This is a genomic window from Xanthomonas hortorum (assembly GCF_040279205.1).
GTDB classification, from domain to species: Bacteria; Pseudomonadota; Gammaproteobacteria; order Xanthomonadales; family Xanthomonadaceae; genus Xanthomonas; species Xanthomonas hortorum_F.
The window spans coordinates 47,643-64,178 of the sequence record NZ_JBEOLS010000014.1 but is presented as its reverse complement, the minus strand read 5'-3'; the positions used below and the strand labels follow the sequence as shown (position 1 = coordinate 64,178).

Annotated in this window: 13 protein-coding genes; 8 read left to right on the top strand and 5 right to left on the bottom strand. The window is 64.5% G+C overall.

Translation table 11 applies throughout. The features are described from left to right. Positions 1 to 34 precede the first annotated feature (34 nt). Entirely contained in the window at positions 35 to 1,402 is a 1,368-nt protein-coding gene (gene hslU, locus ABS769_RS08305; RefSeq protein ID WP_043889451.1) for an ATP-dependent protease ATPase subunit HslU, read from the top strand. A 142-nt stretch (positions 1,403 to 1,544) separates the two neighbouring features. Here the strand turns inward: hslU and atpC are convergent, their stop codons facing one another. The 5 genes from atpC to ABS769_RS08280 form a co-directional block, all read right to left on the bottom strand. Continuing rightward, positions 1,545 to 1,991, bottom strand: a complete 447-nt coding sequence (gene atpC / locus ABS769_RS08300; RefSeq protein WP_023905186.1) for an ATP synthase F1 subunit epsilon — start codon at positions 1,989 to 1,991, stop codon at positions 1,545 to 1,547. 169 nt (positions 1,992 to 2,160) lie between these two features. Next, positions 2,161 to 2,616 (bottom strand): nucleoside deaminase, encoded by a 456-nt coding sequence (locus tag ABS769_RS08295; RefSeq protein ID WP_006451321.1) that lies wholly within the window; start codon positions 2,614 to 2,616, stop codon positions 2,161 to 2,163. Then, positions 2,613 to 3,116 carry a GNAT family N-acetyltransferase gene (locus ABS769_RS08290; protein ID WP_317061255.1) on the bottom strand — a complete coding sequence of 168 codons (504 nt, stop codon included), beginning with the start codon at positions 3,114 to 3,116 and terminating at the stop codon, positions 2,613 to 2,615. The genes ABS769_RS08295 and ABS769_RS08290 overlap by 4 nt, the downstream gene beginning before the upstream one ends. A gap of 476 nt (positions 3,117 to 3,592) precedes the next feature. Then, positions 3,593 to 4,681, bottom strand: coding sequence for an HlyD family secretion protein (locus tag ABS769_RS08285; protein ID WP_317061254.1), 1,089 nt, complete (start codon positions 4,679 to 4,681; stop codon positions 3,593 to 3,595). Continuing rightward, on the bottom strand, positions 4,678 to 6,327 hold the full coding sequence (locus tag ABS769_RS08280; RefSeq protein ID WP_317061253.1) for an MFS transporter: 1,650 nt from the start codon (positions 6,325 to 6,327) through the stop codon (positions 4,678 to 4,680). Before ABS769_RS08280 ends, ABS769_RS08285 begins: the two co-directional genes overlap by 4 nt. 88 nt (positions 6,328 to 6,415) lie before the next feature. Between ABS769_RS08280 and ubiE the strand changes: the two genes are divergently transcribed. The 7 genes from ubiE (at position 6,416) to ABS769_RS08245 (ending at position 16,499) form a co-directional block, all read left to right on the top strand. Beyond that, the gene (ubiE, locus tag ABS769_RS08275; RefSeq protein WP_317061252.1) at positions 6,416 to 7,177 is read left to right on the top strand and encodes a bifunctional demethylmenaquinone methyltransferase/2-methoxy-6-polyprenyl-1,4-benzoquinol methylase UbiE; all 762 of its coding nucleotides are present in this window, start codon (positions 6,416 to 6,418) and stop codon (positions 7,175 to 7,177) included. Between the two features lie 216 nt (positions 7,178 to 7,393). Beyond that, entirely contained in the window at positions 7,394 to 8,284 is an 891-nt protein-coding gene (locus tag ABS769_RS08270) for a GGDEF domain-containing protein (RefSeq protein ID WP_317061251.1), read from the top strand. Between the two features lie 75 nt (positions 8,285 to 8,359). Further along, a complete protein-coding gene (locus ABS769_RS08265; protein WP_317061250.1) occupies positions 8,360 to 10,309 on the top strand; it encodes a M1 family metallopeptidase in 1,950 nt (649 codons plus the stop codon). Positions 10,310 to 10,564: 255 nt separating this feature from the next. Then, positions 10,565 to 11,284, top strand: a complete 720-nt coding sequence (locus ABS769_RS08260) for a hypothetical protein (protein WP_023905179.1) — start codon at positions 10,565 to 10,567, stop codon at positions 11,282 to 11,284. Positions 11,285 to 11,442: 158 nt separating this feature from the next. After that, positions 11,443 to 12,066, top strand: a complete 624-nt coding sequence (locus ABS769_RS08255; RefSeq protein ID WP_350498141.1) for an HAD family hydrolase — start codon at positions 11,443 to 11,445, stop codon at positions 12,064 to 12,066. Between the two features lie 642 nt (positions 12,067 to 12,708). After that, a complete protein-coding gene (locus tag ABS769_RS08250) occupies positions 12,709 to 14,727 on the top strand; it encodes a methanol/ethanol family PQQ-dependent dehydrogenase (RefSeq protein ID WP_350498140.1) in 2,019 nt (672 codons plus the stop codon). Beyond that, positions 14,724 to 16,499 (top strand): quinoprotein dehydrogenase-associated putative ABC transporter substrate-binding protein, encoded by a 1,776-nt coding sequence (locus tag ABS769_RS08245; RefSeq protein WP_317061247.1) that lies wholly within the window; start codon positions 14,724 to 14,726, stop codon positions 16,497 to 16,499. The genes ABS769_RS08250 and ABS769_RS08245 overlap by 4 nt, the downstream gene beginning before the upstream one ends. Positions 16,500 to 16,536: the final 37 nt, after the last annotated feature.

Here is a 16,536-nt window from a genome sequence, read left to right as displayed (position 1 = left end):
CCACGATTCCCCATTCCCAATTCTCGACTTCCCAATGCCAAATCCCGATACCTCAACCATGACTCCGCGCGAAATCGTGCAGGAGCTCGACCGTCATATCGTTGGTCAGCACGACGCCAAGCGCGCGGTGGCCATCGCGCTGCGTAATCGCTGGCGCCGGATGCAGTTGCCCGAAGAACTGCGCAACGAAGTGATGCCCAAGAACATCCTGATGATCGGCCCCACCGGCGTCGGCAAGACCGAGATTGCGCGACGTCTGGCCACATTGGCCAATGCGCCCTTCGTCAAGGTCGAAGCCACGCGCTTTACCGAAGTGGGCTACGTCGGCAAGGACGTGGAGCAGATCATTCGCGATCTGGCCGACACCTCGGTCAAGTTGTATCGCGAGCAGGCCAAGGTACGCGTGCGCAACCAGGCCGAAGAGCGCGCCGAAGATCGCATCCTGGATGCGCTGCTGCCGCGCCGCGCAGCGGGGATTGGCTTCGATCCGGAAGCCGCGCGTAACGAGCCGTCGTCGCAAGACAACGAAACCCGCATCAAGTTTCGCCGCATGCTGCGCAATGGCGAGCTGGACGAGCGCGAGATCGAACTGGAAGTCGCGGTCAACGCCAGCATGGACATCATGACCCCGCCGGGCATGGAAGAAATGGGCCAGCAGCTGCGGCAGATGTTTTCCAATCTGGGCAGCGGCAAGTCGCAGAAGCGCAAACTCACCATCAAGGCCGCGCGCCCGCTGCTGATCGAAGAAGAGGCCGGCAAGCTGGTCAACGAAGACGACGTGCGTGCGGCGGCGATCGAAGCCTGCGAGCAGCACGGCATCGTGTTCATCGATGAGATCGACAAGGTCGCCAAGCGTGGCGAAGCCGGTTCGACCGGTGGCGATGTCAGTCGCGAAGGTGTGCAGCGCGATCTGCTGCCATTGGTAGAAGGTTCCAACGTGTCGACCAAGTACGGCACGGTCAAGACCGACCATATCCTCTTCATCGCGTCCGGCGCGTTTCATCTGGCCAAGCCCAGCGATCTGATTCCCGAATTGCAGGGCCGTTTCCCGATCCGGGTGGAGTTGACCGCACTGACCAAGGCCGATTTCGTGCGCATTCTCACCGAGCCCAAGGCCGCATTGATCAAGCAGTACGAAGCCTTGTTGCAAACCGAGGGCGTCAATTTGACCTTCGGCGCCGATGCAGTGGACCGGTTGGCCGAGATCGCCGCGCAGGTCAACGAGCGCCAGGAAAATATCGGTGCGCGTCGTCTGCACACGGTGCTGGAGCGCTTGCTGGATACGCTTAGCTACGAAGCTCCGGATCGCGATGGACAGAGCGTCGCCGTGGACGCGGCGTATGTCGATGCGCAGTTGGGTGAGCTGGTGCAGGATCCGGATCTGAGCCGCTACATCCTTTAAGGGATGCAGCGTGTTGCAACGCAAAGGCCCGCCGATTCGGCGGGCCTTTGCGTTGCGTGCATCGCGCATTGAAATCAACAGCGCGTGACATGCCTGGTTGCAGCGCGCATGCACAAGGCTGCGCGGCGACTGCGTGCCATCGTTAGCGAGAACCACCATGGCGCAGATTGGCGCTGTAGCGATGCAGTAACTCCATGTGCACCTGCGCGTAGGCGGTGTCGGTCAGGCTGGTGGCCAGTGGCGAGGTGACTGCAGCCCGCGCCGCCTCCGCGCGCGCCTGGTCCAGATCTTCGCTGCGTGCGGCCAGATCGGCGAGCACGAACACCTTGTCCGGCTGTACTTCCACATAGCCACCGCAGACATAGATCTGCAACGGCTCGCCGCTGACCGGGTGGATATGCAGCATGCCTTCGGCCAGGATGGTCAGCAACGGCGTGTGCCGTGCCATCACGCCGAAGCGGCCCTCGCTTCCGGGAAGGCTCACCTCGCGCACTTCGCCGCTCCACAACGCACCGCTCAGGCTGACGATGTCCAGCTGCAGGGAATGCGCAGTGGACGTGTTGGACACCTGTTCGTTGGCCGCTGCCATCAATGATCCATCGGGTAAAACGCGAGCTTAGCGCCGGGCGTGTCAACAGACCTTGATTGATATCAACTCGGATGAGCGTGCCAGGCATTGCGTGCCGATGGCAGGTGCAACGCGGCGTGCGCTGCGCTTACGCGTGCGGGCAAGCGCTGTCCAGTCTGCTCAAGCGGCGTCAGTCTTCGCCGATGTCTTCGTTCCACACATCGGGGTTGGCGGAAATATAGCCGCCCAGCAGGTCGATGCATTCCTGGCTTTGCAGGTCGATGACGTTGACGCCGTGCTCGCGCAGCCAGGACACACCGCCCTGGAACGTGACCGATTCGCCAACCACCACCGTGCCGATATTGAACTGGCGCACCAGCCCGCTGCAGTACCAGCAGGGTGCCAGCGTGGTCACCATGATGGTGTCCTTGTAGCGGCGCTGGCGGCCGGCCTTGCGGAAGGCATCGGTCTCGCCGTGCACGGACGGGTCGTTTTCCTGCACGCGGCGGTTGTGACCGCAACCGAGCAGACGCCCGTCGTTGTGATACAGCGCAGCGCCGATCGGGATGCCGCCTTCGGCCAGGCCTTGGCGGGCTTCGGCGATGGCGGTGTCGAGCAGGGCGCGGTAGTCGGGGGTGGTGATCATGCAAGCTCCTGGGTGGCGGCGTCGGCGCGACGCAACATGTCGATGTGGGGAATGCCGTCTTCCAGATACACGGCGGAAGATGGCGTAAAACCGTGTGCGGCGTAGAACGCTTGCAGGTGCGATTGCGCACCCAGTTGCACGGCGCTGGCCGGCCAGTGTTGCTGCACCACGCGCAAGCCCTCGCGTAGCAGCGCATGCGCAAAGCCGTGACCACGCTGGGCGGCGGCAATGACCACCCGGCCGATACCGGGTTCGGGATAACTCACGCCGGGCGGCAACACGCGCAGATACGCGGCCAACGCAGCGTCGTCAGTGCTGCCGAGCAGATGCAGCACGCCCGGCAACACGTCCTTGCCGTCCAGCTCCGGGTACGCGCACTGCTGCTCCACCACAAACACATCCGAGCGCAGCCGCAGCAGCGCATACAGCTGCGTGGTGCTCAGTTGCTCGAAGCGCAGGCATTGCCAGCGCAGCGAGAGCGAATGGGAGGAAGAAGACATCACCGCATGATAGCGGCTGCGTTGGCTTAGAGTGGCTAACAAAACCTAGCGAGCGAGCGCCTGTCAGTGAGTGCAGCGGTTTTGTCGGCCGCATCTCGGTGGATGCAGTCAAAAGTCCAGATCAAACGCTGAGTGGGTCGAATGCGCGGTGCCCTCACCGCTCGCGGGACACACTGCAAGTACGTCCATGTAGGCTCGGTGGGGGCATCCATGCCGCCACACGGTCCCGCAATCGGCGAGGGCACCGCACAGAGAGTGGATCGGTTGCTTTGTTTAAAACCATGCATAACGACCATCTCGACTGGTCCTTGCCCGCCCACCGTCGCGGGACCTTACGCGGCATGGATGCTGCGTAAGAGCTTACAAGGACGTACTTGCAGCGTGTCCCGCGATGGTGGGCGGGCAAGGCCCTGCAGCCAGGCAGCAGATCAGCCGGCCTGCAGTGGACTGGCGTGAAGTAGTTTTGTTAGCCGCTCTTAGTCGACTGCGCTGCCGGTGTCGATTGCCACCACCACCGACATGCCCGCGCGCAGGCGCGCTGCCATCGGCTGGGCGGGATCGATGCTGATGCGCAGCGGAATACGCTGGGCGATCTTGACGAAATTGCCGGTGGCGTTATCGGCCGGCAACACGCTGAACTCCGAGCCGGCGGCCGGGGAAATTTCCTGTACGCGTCCTTGCAGACGTGCATTGTTCAGCGCATCCACGCTGAAGCTGGTGCGCTGGCCGATGCGGATCTTCGCCATCTGGGTTTCCTTGAAATTGGCCACGATCCACAGCGTGTCCGGCACCAGCGACATCAGCTGCGTGCCATTGGTGACGTAGGCGCCCTGGCGCACGCCGAGCTGACCGAGCTGGCCATCGCGCGGGGCAACGATGCGCGTGTTGTCCAGATTGATCTGCGCAAGTTGCACGGCCGCTTGCGCGTTGGCAACCGCCGCTTGCAGCGCGGCGCGATTGACGGTGACGCTGCGTGCATTTTCTTCGGCGGCCTGCACCGCGGCGCGTGCCTGCGCCACGCCGGCATCGGCCTGCGCGCGTGCGGCGAAGGCGGTGTCGCGATCCTGCTCGGAGACCAATTGCTGGCTGGCCAGTTGCTGCGTGCGTGCGTACGCCGAGCGGGTGCGATCGCGCTGGGCCTGATTGCTGCTCAGTGCCGCGCGTTGTTCGGCGATGGTGGCATCGGCGCTATGCCGCTGCTGGTCCCAGTTGGACAGGTTGGCTTGCGCGGTCTGCACCTGCGCCCTGGCCTGCTCGAGTTGCTGGGCATAGATGCGGTCGTCGATCTTGGCCAGCAACTGGCCGTGCTTGACGTGCGCAAAGTCCTGCACCGGTACCTGCGTGACATAGCCGCTGACCTGTGGCGCGATCACGGTGATCTGCCCGTGCACCATCGCGTTCTCGGTGCGCTCGATGGCACTGACGAACGGCGGCAGGCGCCATGCATACAGCACCAGCGCAACGCCGATCAAGGCCAGCCCACCGAAGCCGATCACGCCACCGATGCGGCGGCGTCTCCGACGTTGTTGTTCGGCAATGGGCGTTGTCTCTACAGGTGTATTCATGGGCGCACAGTTGAAGCGGAAGAGGTGGGCGACACGGGTGTGCGCAGATAGCGCCGCCACACCAGCACGGACAGGATCCATAGCCCGGTGGCGATGGCGATGCAGCCGATCAACAGGAACACGTCGTTATAGGCGAGCACATTGGCTTCGCGCGTGGCCACGCTGCCCAGGGCGCGCACGCCCTGGGCCTGGCGCAGGGCCGGGTCGCCGATGCTGCGGCCGTACAGCGCGGCATAGGCCTGCACGCGCGCGGCCACTTGCGGGTCGGTCAATGTCAGATGTTCGACCAGCTGGCTGGAATGATATTTCTCGCGCACGACCTGCACGGTGCCGAGCAGCGCGCTGCCGAGCAGGCCGCCCATGTTCTGTGCCATGCCGAACAGCACGATGAAGCTGATCAGGTTGCCCGGCTGCGCGATGACCCGACCCAGCCCGGCCACCATCGCCGGGCCGATGAAGAAGGTGCTGCCAAAGGCGAGCAGGAACTGGCTGACGTACATCTGCTCCGGGCGGGTGAGGCTGGTGGCATCGGCATCCATGAAACAGCCGATGCAGATCGCCGCCACCGCAATGATCAGATGCTCGGCCACCCGCGCCGGATTGATCAGCCACGCGCTGGCGGCCACGCCGACCACTGCACCCAGCAACATCAGCGCGAACAGGGTCTGCAGCTGCGTGTTGGCCAGCCCCAGGGTCTGGAAGAAGCCGATCGCGCCGGTGCTCTGCTCGGACAACACCAGCCGGATCAGCAGGATCGCCAGGCCCAGCCGCAGCATGTCGCCGCTGGCCAGCCAGCGCGTGTTGATCATCGGGTTGCGGCGGTTGTGCTCGATCCACGCCGCCGTGCACAGCAGCACGATGGAGGCCGCCAGCACCACGCCCAGCCACGGTGTGCTGGTCCACCACAGCAGCCGCCCCAGCGACAGCACCGCCGCCAGCCCGGCCGAACCGGCCGCAAACAGGCTGAAGGTGAGGAAATCCAGCGGCTCGAACACCCGATAGCGGTCGCTGGGCGGCAGCTTGAGCGCCAGCACGCAGGCCAGCGCGAACACCGCCAGGCCCAGTTCGAACAGGTACAGGCCCTGCCACTGCGCAAATTCCAGCAGATCGGTGGAGAACACCCGCGCCAATGGCAGCGCCAGCTGGGTCACCCCCAGCCCGGTCACCACCGCCTTGAGCCGGTATTTGGCCGGGAACGCCTGGATCACGTAATACAGCCCCAGCGAGCTGAGCGCGGCGCCCACCAATCCGTGCGCGGCACGCACGGTGATCGCCGAGCTCAGGCTGTGCACGAACAGATGCGCGAAGGCGATGGCCGCATACAGCGCCAGGAAGATTTCGGTGAACCGGCGCAGCCCGAACTGCTGGCGAAACTTCACCAGCAGCAGGTTGGCCGACATGTTGGTCATCACATAGGCGGCCGGCAGCCAGGCCATTTCGGTGGCATAGGCGCCCAGCGTGCCTTGCAGATAGGTCAGGTTGGCGGTGACCAGCGCATTGCTCAGCCCACCGGTCAGCGCCACCACCACGCCGACAAGCCCGTACTGGATGCGCCGCCGGGTGGGGTGCAGGGGCGTGGAGGCCGACCCTGGCAGGGTGGGCTTCTCATGGGGCTGCCAGTCGCGCTTGACGTACTTGTCGCGCACCGAATGCTCGCTGGGCCAGTCGCTGAAGAAGACGGCGATTATGGTCCGGTTGCGGTCATGGCGGCGTCAGCAGTGCGATAATCCGCCCATGAGCGAATCCCCCTATACCTCCGGTACCACCCATTTCGGCTTCCGCGACGTCGCTGCCAAGGACAAGCAGAAGCTGGTCGGCGAAGTGTTCACCTCGGTCGCGCGCAACTACGACCTGATGAACGATCTGATGAGTCTGGGCGTGCACCGCGCATGGAAACGCTACTTCGTGGCGACCGCGCAGGTGAAGCCGGGCGACCGCGTGCTGGATCTGGCTGGCGGTACCGGCGATATCGCCGTGCTGCTCAAGGAGCGTGTGGGTAACGAGGGCGCGGTGGTGTTGGGCGACATCAACGCCGGCATGCTCTCGGTGGGCCGCGACCGGCTGACCAACCGTGGCCTGGTGGCTGGCTTCGACTACGTGCAATGCAATGCCGAGGCGCTGCCGTTCCCGGATCAGAGCTTCGATCTGGTGACCATTTCCTTCGGCTTGCGCAATGTCACCGACAAGGACGCCGCGCTGCGCGAGATGTACCGCGTGTTGAAGGTGGGCGGGCAGGCGCGCGTGCTGGAATTTTCCGAAGTCACCGCCGACTGGTTCAAGCCGATCTACGACTTCCACTCGTTCAAGATCCTGCCCAGGCTGGGCCAGCTGTTCGCAAGCGATGCCGACAGCTACCAGTACCTGGCAGAAAGCATCCGCAAGCACCCGCCGCAGGAATCGCTCAAGGGCATGATGGGCGAGGCCGGATTTGCGCGTTGCCACTACAAGAACCTGACCGGCGGCATCGTGGCGATCCACTCCGGCTACAAGATCTGAACCGGATCCGACGCAGCGTGATCTGAGCGTCCGGTCCGGCGCGCAGCTTGCGCCGGACATCGCGCGTCGGCATCGCACGAGCACGCCATGCTCGTGTTCGCTTGCCGCACGATTGCACTGTGCGCAGGTGCGTTTGCCGACAAACTTTTGAGACTCCCGTCGCGTTGGCTCCACCAATGGTCGGCGACACTAGGCCACCTTTCGCTGGAGACATGCATGCGCTTGTACGCAGGGCTGTCGCGCGTGTTTCCTCGCTCCTTCAGCGCCAAGCTGCTGGCGGTGACCTTTGTCGGCATCCATTTGCCGCTGCTGTTGCTGATCGTCTGGCTGGTATTGCAAAGCGAGTTGGGTGGACGCCCGCTGTGGTCGGTGGTGATCGTGGCATTGCTGGCCACGCTGGCGGGCACCGCGCTGACGCTGTCTGCACTGTATCGCCTGCTCGCGCCACTGCGCATCGCCGCCGACGCGCTGGATGCGTACTACGCCGATCAACGCCTGCCCACGCTGCCCGAACATGGCGACGACGAGTTGGGGCGTTTGCTGCGCGGCATCAATCGCAGCCTGCGCGGTATCGATGCCGGCATGCGCGATCTCAAGAAGCACGCCTTGTTCGATTCGCTGACCGAGGCGTTGAACCGGCGCGGGTGCGAGCAGGCGATGCTGGATTCGGTCACCGCCGCGCAGCGCGAAGGCTGGCCGTTCGTATTGTTCGTGCTGGACATGGACAACCTCAAGACGATCAACGACCGTTTCGGCCATCTGGCCGGTGACCGCGTGTTGGTGCGGCTGGTGGAATCGGCGTACGGCTGGCTCGGCGCGCAGGACTGGATCGGGCGTTGGGGTGGTGATGAATTTTTGATCGGCGTGCATGCCGGCGAAGACGAGGCCACGCTCAAACTCAATCAATGGCTGTCGATGCTCGAACGCGACGATGCCGACGAAGCGCCGCTGCATGTCAGCGCCGGCAGCGCGGTCTGCGAGCAGGGTCTGGATGCCACCGAGTTGTATCGGCGCGCCGATGCGGCGATGTACCGCGCCAAGTTCTCCGGCGGCCGGCGCCTGGTGCGCGACGGGCACGACACCCCGCGCAGTCATCCGGTGACCTGAGCCGCCAGCGATGGCACGGGCAGGCAACGGCCCAGAGCGCTAAAATGCCCGATTCCCCTTGCTGCGGTGCCGTCGATGCGCTTCCCGTTCCTGTCGCTGTCCCTGGCCGTCTCCATCGCGCTGGCCGGCTGTTCCAACGAGTCCACACCGCCGGCCGCGACCAACGCGGCACCGGCCGCCACCGCCAAGGCCCCCGTGAAAGCAGACGCCCGCAACCACGACGAAAGCTCCTACGCCCAGCCGCAGCTGGTGGTCATCAAGGATCTGGCGCTGGACCTGAAGCTGGATTTCGACGCCAAGCAGATCGGCGGCACCGCGACCTACACGCTGGACTGGAAGGACAAGGCCGCCAAGCAGCTGGTGCTGGACACGCGCGAGCTGAGCATCGCGCAGGTGCAGGCCGACGACGGCAAGGGCGCGTTGGCACCGCTGCAGTTCGCGCTGGCGCCGGCCGACAAGACCTTCGGCAGCAAGCTCACCATCGAGACGCCGACTCAGCCGTCCAAGATCGTGATCACGTATCACACCGCACCGACCGCCTCGGGCCTGCAGTGGCTGGAGCCGTCGATGACCGAAGGCAAGCAGCTGCCTTTCATGTTCAGCCAGTCGCAGGCGATCCACGCGCGCAGCTGGGTGCCGTTGCAGGACACCCCGAGCGTGCGCTTCACCTATAGCGCGCATGTGACCTCGCGCCCGGACGTGATGGTGCTGATGAGCGCCGACAACGACCCCAAGGCCGCGCGCGATGGCGATTACAGCTTCAAGATGCCCGAGCCGATTCCGTCCTATCTGCTGGCGATCGCTGCCGGCGATGTGGTGTTCAAGCCGATTTCGGCGCGCTCGGGCGTGTGGGCCGAGCCGGCCATGGCCGACAAGGCTGCCAAGGAATTCGAAGACACCGAAAAGATGATCGGTGCCGCCGAAAAACTCTATGGCCCGTATCGCTGGGGCCGTTACGACATGCTGGTGCTGCCGCCGTCGTTCCCGTTCGGCGGCATGGAAAATCCGCGCCTGACCTTCGCCACGCCCACCGTGATCGTCGGCGACAAGTCGCTGGTGTCGCTGGTCGCGCACGAACTGGCGCATAGCTGGTCGGGCAACCTGGTGACCAATGCCAGCTGGAAGGACATCTGGCTCAACGAAGGCTTCACCACCTACGTGCAGGCGCGCATCACCGAGGCGTTGTACGGCGCGGAGATGGCCGAAATGGAGCGCGAGATCGACCAGGGCGATCTGCTGGCCGAAGTGAAGGACATGGCGCCGGCCGACCAGGCATTGGCATTGCCGCCATTGGCCGAACGCGACCCCGACGAAGCCTTGAGCCAGGTGGCCTACGTCAAGGGTGCGTGGTTCCTGCAGTTCCTGGAGCAGCGTTTCGGGCGCGAGGTGTTCGACCCGTTCCTGCGTGGCTGGTTCGACGATCATGCGTTCCAGAGCGCCACCACCGACCAGTTCGTCGATTACCTCAACAAGAACCTGCTGGCCAAGCATCCCAATACCGTGAGCGCGGCCGAAGTGGATGCGTGGTTGAAGCAGCCGGGCATCCCGGCCTTCGCCACCAAGGCCCGCTCGCGCAGCTTCTCGATCGTGGACACCGCACGCATCGCCTGGAGCGGCAGCGGCACGCTGCCCAACAAGCAGGTCACCGGCGAGTGGGGCACGCAGGAGTGGGTGCATTTCCTCAGCGGCATGGGCGCGACCTTGAAGCCGGAACAGCTCAAGCAACTGGATGATGCCTACCACTTCACCGGCACCCCGAACGGCGAAATCGCCATGCGCTGGTACCCGCTGGCGATCCGCAGCGGCTACACCGACGCACAGGCCGCAGCCGGCGAGTTCATCGAACGCGTCGGTCGCCGCAAGCTGGTGCTGCCGATCTATACCGAATTGTTGAAGACCCCGGACGGCATCGCCTTCGCCGAACAGGCCTTCGAAAAGGCCAAGCCCAGCTATCACCCGATCACCACCGCCTCGGTGGCCGAGATGATCGCCAAGGCCAAGGCAGCACCGCCCAAGCAGCCGTAATGGCAGGGGAGGGCGTTGCAGACGCCCTCCCGCCGCTTCCATTGCTGCATCGTGCAGCGCTGCAATCGCCGCTGTAGGAGCGCACCTGGGCGCGATGGGCCTCCACCAGGAATGCCCCATCGCGCCCAGGTGCGCTCCTACAGTGTCCGGCCGTCTGATAGCGGGTACTGTGGGCAGGCTGTCTGCGTAAGCCGTTGATCAATTCCATCGGGGCAGGCTGGTATCGTTGCCATTGAATTCGCCCCGGAGTCGACGATGAAGTATCTGCTGAGCGCGGCCCTGTGCGTCGCTGCATTGAGTGGCTGTACTGACCGCGAGGCACAACGTCAGGCGCAAGAGACCGCGCAGGCACAAGCCAAGGAACAGCAAGCCGATGCGCTCGCCAAGCAATACGACGAGGCAGTGAAGGCTGAAAACTGGGATATGGCACGCGCGCATGGCGCCGCGTTGCTGGAAGGCTACGCCGGCACCGCTGCGGCCACGCGCATCGAGCCCGGTTACGCCGACATCAAGGCCAAGGGCGAGCAGGCGCGCGAACTGCGCCGCATGCAGGCGTTATGGCAGTACTCGCAGGTGCCAGCCAAGGGCGGCACGCAACGCTCGGCGATGATCGATGCCAAGGACCGTGTGGATGTGGACGGCAGCGGCCCGAAGCCGGTGAGCCTGGTGTTCCGCGATCACCCGCAGTGGAAGCGCCACAGCTATCTGGTGCTCAAGGCCGGCGACTTCAACTGCTACAGCGGCTGCAAGGTGCAGGTCTCGGCCGACGGCGGCGCAGCGCGCCCGATGGCCGCGCATCGCCCCGACACCGACGAAGCGATCGCAATGTTCATCGACGACGACAAGGCGCTGTGGAAATTGGTGCGCAATGCCAAGCGCATCAGCATCGCGTTCCCGGTGAAAGCCGGCGGCACGCGCACCGCCGAGTTCGAAGTGGGTGGGCTGGATAACACGCAGATGCCGGGCTGGAAGTAGACGCCACTGCAGACCGCGCGGCACATAGACGCGCGGTCGGTGCACTGCATCGGCGTGTGCCGCGCGTCTATCCTGGTGATTGCGCAAGGTGTGCTTTCGCCTGACGATGGCCTGCCGTGTTGCGTTCACCACTCTCACGTCTTCGCACGTATGCACGTATGGACTGCATGACCATCACACAGACATCTCCCGCGTTGTCCGACTACCGCCACTGGGTGTTCGACATGGATGGCACGCTGACCGAAGCCGTGCATGATTTCGCGTTGATTCGACGCGCGCTGGACATCCCGCCCGAGGCCGACATCCTGCATCACCTGGCATCGCTACCTGCCGACCAGGCTGCTGCCAAACACGCCTGGTTACTTGAGCACGAGCGTGAGCTCGCACGGACCGCACGCGCCGCGCCCGGTGCAGTGGAATTGGTGCGTGCATTGCAGGCGGCCGGATGCCAACTCGGCATGCTTACCCGCAACGCACGCGAACTGGCGCAGGTGACGTTGCAGGCGATCGGCCTGCACGATGCATTTGCCTGGGACTCCATCGTCGGCCGTGACGAGGCCGCGCCCAAACCCGCGCCCGATGGCCTGCAGTATTTCGAACGACGCTGGTCGGTCGACGGTGCGGCATTGGTGATGGTCGGCGACCACCACAACGACCTGGCCTGCGGTCGTGCCGTTGGCGCCTGCACGGTGCTGGTCAACACGCCGGGTGACCCCTGGCCTGGCTTTGCCGACTGGCGTCTGCAGGATTGCAGGCAGTTGCTTGCGCGGTGGAGAGGCTAGCGCGCTGTCCGGCAAGTAGGCGGAAACGCGGATTCCGACGCCGGATGCGGCGCCGCGCGCAGACCAACCCACACACGCAACGTCTGTCAGTCTTGTGCGAATGCTTCGGCTCATGGAGGGCGCTTGCACGCGTACCGGCGTGGGACACGCCGCAAGTACGTCCGTGTAGGCTCTTACGCGGCATCCATGCCGCGTAAGGTCCCACGCCGGTACGCGCGCAAGCGCTACCGATTTCGGTCGATGTTTGACGGAAAAACGGGGCCTGATGTACATGCGGTGTGTTGGAACAAGGCGTGCCAGCAAAAGCTGCGGACGCGGCCTGATGCAGCCAGCAGCGAGCAAAGCCCCGCAGTCATTGCCATGGCACTTGCTGACTGGCAAAACCGAACCATCTGCACCACCGATGTAACAGCACGCCCGGTGCAAACTGTGCCAAAACCGTGACAGTGCACCTCGCTCAAGCGACTGCCATCACAGCAAAGCCCCGCTGCCCCGACATGGTGCATCGCACCAGTGCACTGGCATGGCGTTTGCTCTCTTCTCCCTCGACGTTTCCGACGTCTGCGACGCAACTGGCTGCAACAGTGCCTGCGCTGCGGATGTTTCAACCGACTGGTTGTTCAATCGAAGGGGTAGACGCATATGCATCAATCTTCCTGTCGCAGCATTCGCAGCGGTGCGCTGCTCATGCTTGCGCTGAGCGCCGCGCTGTCCGGCTGTAAAAAGGACGCCGCCACTGAAACTGCAGCGCCCGCACCGGCCGCTGCGCCCGCCGCTGCGCCGCCGGCCGCCGCCGTGGTCGACACCGATGGCGAATTCACCACCAATGCCAGCAACCCGGATAACTGGGGCGGCATCGGGCGCGACTTCGCACTCACCCGGCATAGCCCGCTGGCCGAAATCAATCGCGACAACGTCAAGAATCTGAAAATGTCGTGGGAGATGAAGACCGATGCCACGCGCGGCCACGAAGGCCAGCCGCTGGTGATCGGCAGCATCATGTACATGGTTAGTGCGTATCCGAACAACGTGTTCGCCATCGACCTGGCGGCGCAGGACGACGGCGGCAAGGTGTTGTGGAAATACACCCCGCAACAGGACGAACGCTCGGTGGCGGTGGCGTGCTGCGATACGGTCAACCGCGGCGCTTCGTATGCCGATGGCAAGCTGGTGTTCGGCAGCCTGAGCGGCGATGTGATCGCACTCGATGCCAAGACCGGCAAGGAAGTGTGGAAGCAGAAACTCGGGCATCCGGACAAGGGCGAAACCATCACCATGGCGCCGATCATTGCCGACGGCAAAGTGATCGCCGGCATCAGCGGCAACGAGTTTGGCGTGCTCGGGCGCGTGGCGGCCTACAGCCTGGCCGATGGCAAGCAGGTGTGGTCCTGCGATGCGGCCGGTACCGACAAATCGATCTGCCTGGGTGCGGATTTCAACAAGGCCAACCCGCAGCATGGTCAGCTCGGCGATCTGGGCGTCAAGACCTTTCCCAACGACGAATGGAAGCGTGGCGGCGGTGCGGCCTGGGGCTGGTACAGCTACGACCCGAAGTTGAAGCTGCTCTATTACGGCACCGGCAATCCCGGCCTGTGGAGCCCGTCGTATCGCTGCGGCAAGACCTCGCAGGAGGAATGCAACAACGGCGAGCATGACAACAAGTGGTCGATGACCTTGTTCGCACGCAAGATCGATACCGGCGAAGCGGTGTGGGGCTATCAGAAGACCCCGTTCGACCAGTGGGATTACGACGGCATCAACGAGCCGATCCTGGTCGATCTGACCATCGACGGCAAGGAAGTTCCGTCCGTGGTGCAGTTCGATCGCAACGGCTTTGCCTACGTGCTTGATCGTCGCGACGGCACCTTGCTGCGCGCGCACAAGTTCGTGCCGGCCAACTGGGCCGAACGCATCGACATGAAGACCGGCCGTCCGGTCAAAGTGGCCGCACATTCGCCACTGGAACGCGGCAAGAAAGTGCAGGCGTTCCCCTCGGCAATGGGTGGCAAGGACCAGCAGCCGTGCTCGGTGGACCCGGCCAATTCAGCGGTGTTCTTCTGCGGCACCAACAACTGGCATATGGAGCTGGAACCGCAGGAACGCGGCAACACCATGATGGGTCTGCCCTACGTGTTCGCCAACGTGATGATGAAGCCCAACGAGCCGGGTGCACTGGGCATCGTCAAGGCGTTCGATGTGGTGGAAGGCAAGTCCGAGTGGGAGATCAAGGAGAAGTTCCCGGTGTGGAGCGGCACTTTGGTCACCGATGGCGGGCTGGTGTTCTACGGCACGCTGGATGGCTGGTTCCGTGCGGTGGACAAGGACACCGGCAAGAAGCTGTGGGAGATGAAACTGCCCTCCGGCATCATCGGCAACCCGATCGCCTACAAGGCCAATGGGCACCAGTACGTGGCGGTGTTCTCCGGCATCGGTGGCTGGATTGGCTTGCCGGTGGCCGCAGGTCTGGATCCGTCCGATCCGTATGGCGCGCTGGGCGCAGCCGGTCTGGCATTCGGTGCCGGCTTCGACAAGATCCCGCTCGGCGGCATGGTGCACACCTTCCGCATTGATGGCGCCGGCAAGACCGTGACCGCCAGTGCCACCGCCACTGCGGCCGCAGGTGGCGGCACCGCCAACGCCGCAGCGAAGACCGCACGATGAGATCCAGGCAAGGCGTTGTACGCGCGCACCGGCAGCTGGCTGCCGGTACGCGTGGCATGAGCCGGCAGCTGCGTCAGCTGCTGGTGGTTTGCAGCCTCGGACTCGTCGCCGCAGGCTGCACACGCGAGCCGTCCTCACCGACGGCTCGCGCTTCTGATTCCGGTGCGGCGCCCACAGCGGCGCCTGCATCCACTGCAGCGCCAGCCTCCGCGCAAACGCCGGCCAACACGCCGCCACCTGCGCCCGATCCCACGGTGCTGCGCGTCTGCGCCGACCCGGGCAACATGCCGTTGTCCAACAAGGCCGGCGAGGGCTTTCAGAACAAGATCGCGCAGGTCGTGGCCGATGCCATGGGCCGGCGCCTGGAATACGAGTGGCGCACCTACTACCAACGCGGGCTGGCACGCAGCACCATCAATGCCGGCCGCTGCGATGTGTTGATGGATCTCAACAGCGATTTCGAGCAGGGCCTGACCACGCGCCCGCTGTATCGCTCGGCCTATGTGCTGGTGACGCGCAAGGGCTTGAATCTCGTACCGACATCGTTGGACGACCCGGGGCTGAAACAGCTGCGGCTCGGCGTGTTCCAAAGCTCGCCCGCACGCCAGGCGTTATACGAGCACGGCATCAGCGGCGATGTGCAGTATCTGTTTTACGACTCTGCCACCGCGCCGGAAGAACATCCCGGCAAGTTGGTTGAACGCGTCGCCGCCAATGAACTGGATGCGGCCGAATCCTGGGGCCCGGTGGCCGGTTATTACGCGCAACGCAGCGGGCTGGGCGTGGTGCCGCTCAACACTATCGACGATTCGGTATTGGAGTACTCGATGGCGTGGGCAGTGTCGCGCAAGAACGCGGACCTGCGCGATGCCTTGAACACGGCCATGCAACAGAGCGCGGCAAAGATCGCCGAAATTCTGCGCAGTTACCACGTGCCGCTGGTGCGGTGTAGCGACTGCGTGGTGGCAGGCGATCTGGCATCGCACGGGCCGTATGCGACGCCGACGCCAGCGTCGAAAGCGCCGAGCCCGGCCGCGTCGTCGCAGGAACTGGCGCAGCTGCAACTGCGCATCGCCGACGGTGCCGATCCGAACCAGGAACTGGCGCATGCGCTGGATGCCGGCGATGGCGTGCGTGCGGCGTGGCTGTTGCGGCATGGCGCCGATGCCAATCGTCCCAACCTGCTCGGCGAGCCGCCGCTGCATCAGGCGATCCGCAATCAGGAACCGGATCTGGTCAGCCTGTTGCTCGATGCCGGTGCACGCCTGGATGCGCGCGATAGCAGCGGCTGGACCGCATTGATGAAGGCGGCCTGGACCAACGATGCCGACAGTGTGGCCAAGTTGCTGGGCAAGCGTGCACCGGTGGACACGATCTCCAGCGATGGCTGGAGCGCGCTGGAGCTGGCGGTGTCCTACGCCGATGTCGGCGTGGTGCAGGCATTGCTGGCAGCGGGTGCGAACGTGCGGCGTGCCAATCCCACCGGGTTCACGCCGGTGATGTTTGCGGTAGCGCGTGACGACCCGGCGATTCTCGATGCGGTGCTGGCACGTGGCGCCGACGTCGGCCACGCAAACCAGGCTGGCGTCACTGCATTGATGTTGGCTGCCGCTGCTGGGCGCGAATCAGTGGCCAAGCGTTTGTTGGCGGCCGGTGCCGATCCTGCCGCACGTAATCGCGATGGCAAGACCGCCGCCGCACTGGCGCAGGCGAGCGGCGATACCGCGCTGGCCACGCTGCTCACGCAGGCCAGGCGTCCGTCTCGGCAATGACTTCGGCAATGACTGTGTCACCTGCCGCGTGCACGGG

Bases quoted from the DNA above. Each gene is read 5' to 3' on its own strand.
- hslU (WP_043889451.1), top strand. From the start codon at position 35: ATGCCAAATCCCGATACCTCAACCATGACTCCGCGCGAAATCGTGCAG.
- atpC (WP_023905186.1), bottom strand. From the start codon at position 1,991: ATGGCAGCGGCCAACGAACAGGTGTCCAACACGTCCACTGCGCATTCC.
- ABS769_RS08295 (WP_006451321.1), bottom strand. From the start codon at position 2,616: ATGATCACCACCCCCGACTACCGCGCCCTGCTCGACACCGCCATCGCC.
- ABS769_RS08290 (WP_317061255.1), bottom strand. From the start codon at position 3,116: ATGTCTTCTTCCTCCCATTCGCTCTCGCTGCGCTGGCAATGCCTGCGC.
- ABS769_RS08285 (WP_317061254.1), bottom strand. From the start codon at position 4,681: ATGAATACACCTGTAGAGACAACGCCCATTGCCGAACAACAACGTCGG.
- ubiE (WP_317061252.1), top strand. From the start codon at position 6,416: ATGAGCGAATCCCCCTATACCTCCGGTACCACCCATTTCGGCTTCCGC.
- ABS769_RS08270 (WP_317061251.1), top strand. From the start codon at position 7,394: ATGCGCTTGTACGCAGGGCTGTCGCGCGTGTTTCCTCGCTCCTTCAGC.
- ABS769_RS08265 (WP_317061250.1), top strand. From the start codon at position 8,360: ATGCGCTTCCCGTTCCTGTCGCTGTCCCTGGCCGTCTCCATCGCGCTG.
- ABS769_RS08260 (WP_023905179.1), top strand. From the start codon at position 10,565: ATGAAGTATCTGCTGAGCGCGGCCCTGTGCGTCGCTGCATTGAGTGGC.
- ABS769_RS08255 (WP_350498141.1), top strand. From the start codon at position 11,443: ATGGACTGCATGACCATCACACAGACATCTCCCGCGTTGTCCGACTAC.
- ABS769_RS08250 (WP_350498140.1), top strand. From the start codon at position 12,709: ATGCATCAATCTTCCTGTCGCAGCATTCGCAGCGGTGCGCTGCTCATG.
- ABS769_RS08245 (WP_317061247.1), top strand. From the start codon at position 14,724: ATGAGATCCAGGCAAGGCGTTGTACGCGCGCACCGGCAGCTGGCTGCC.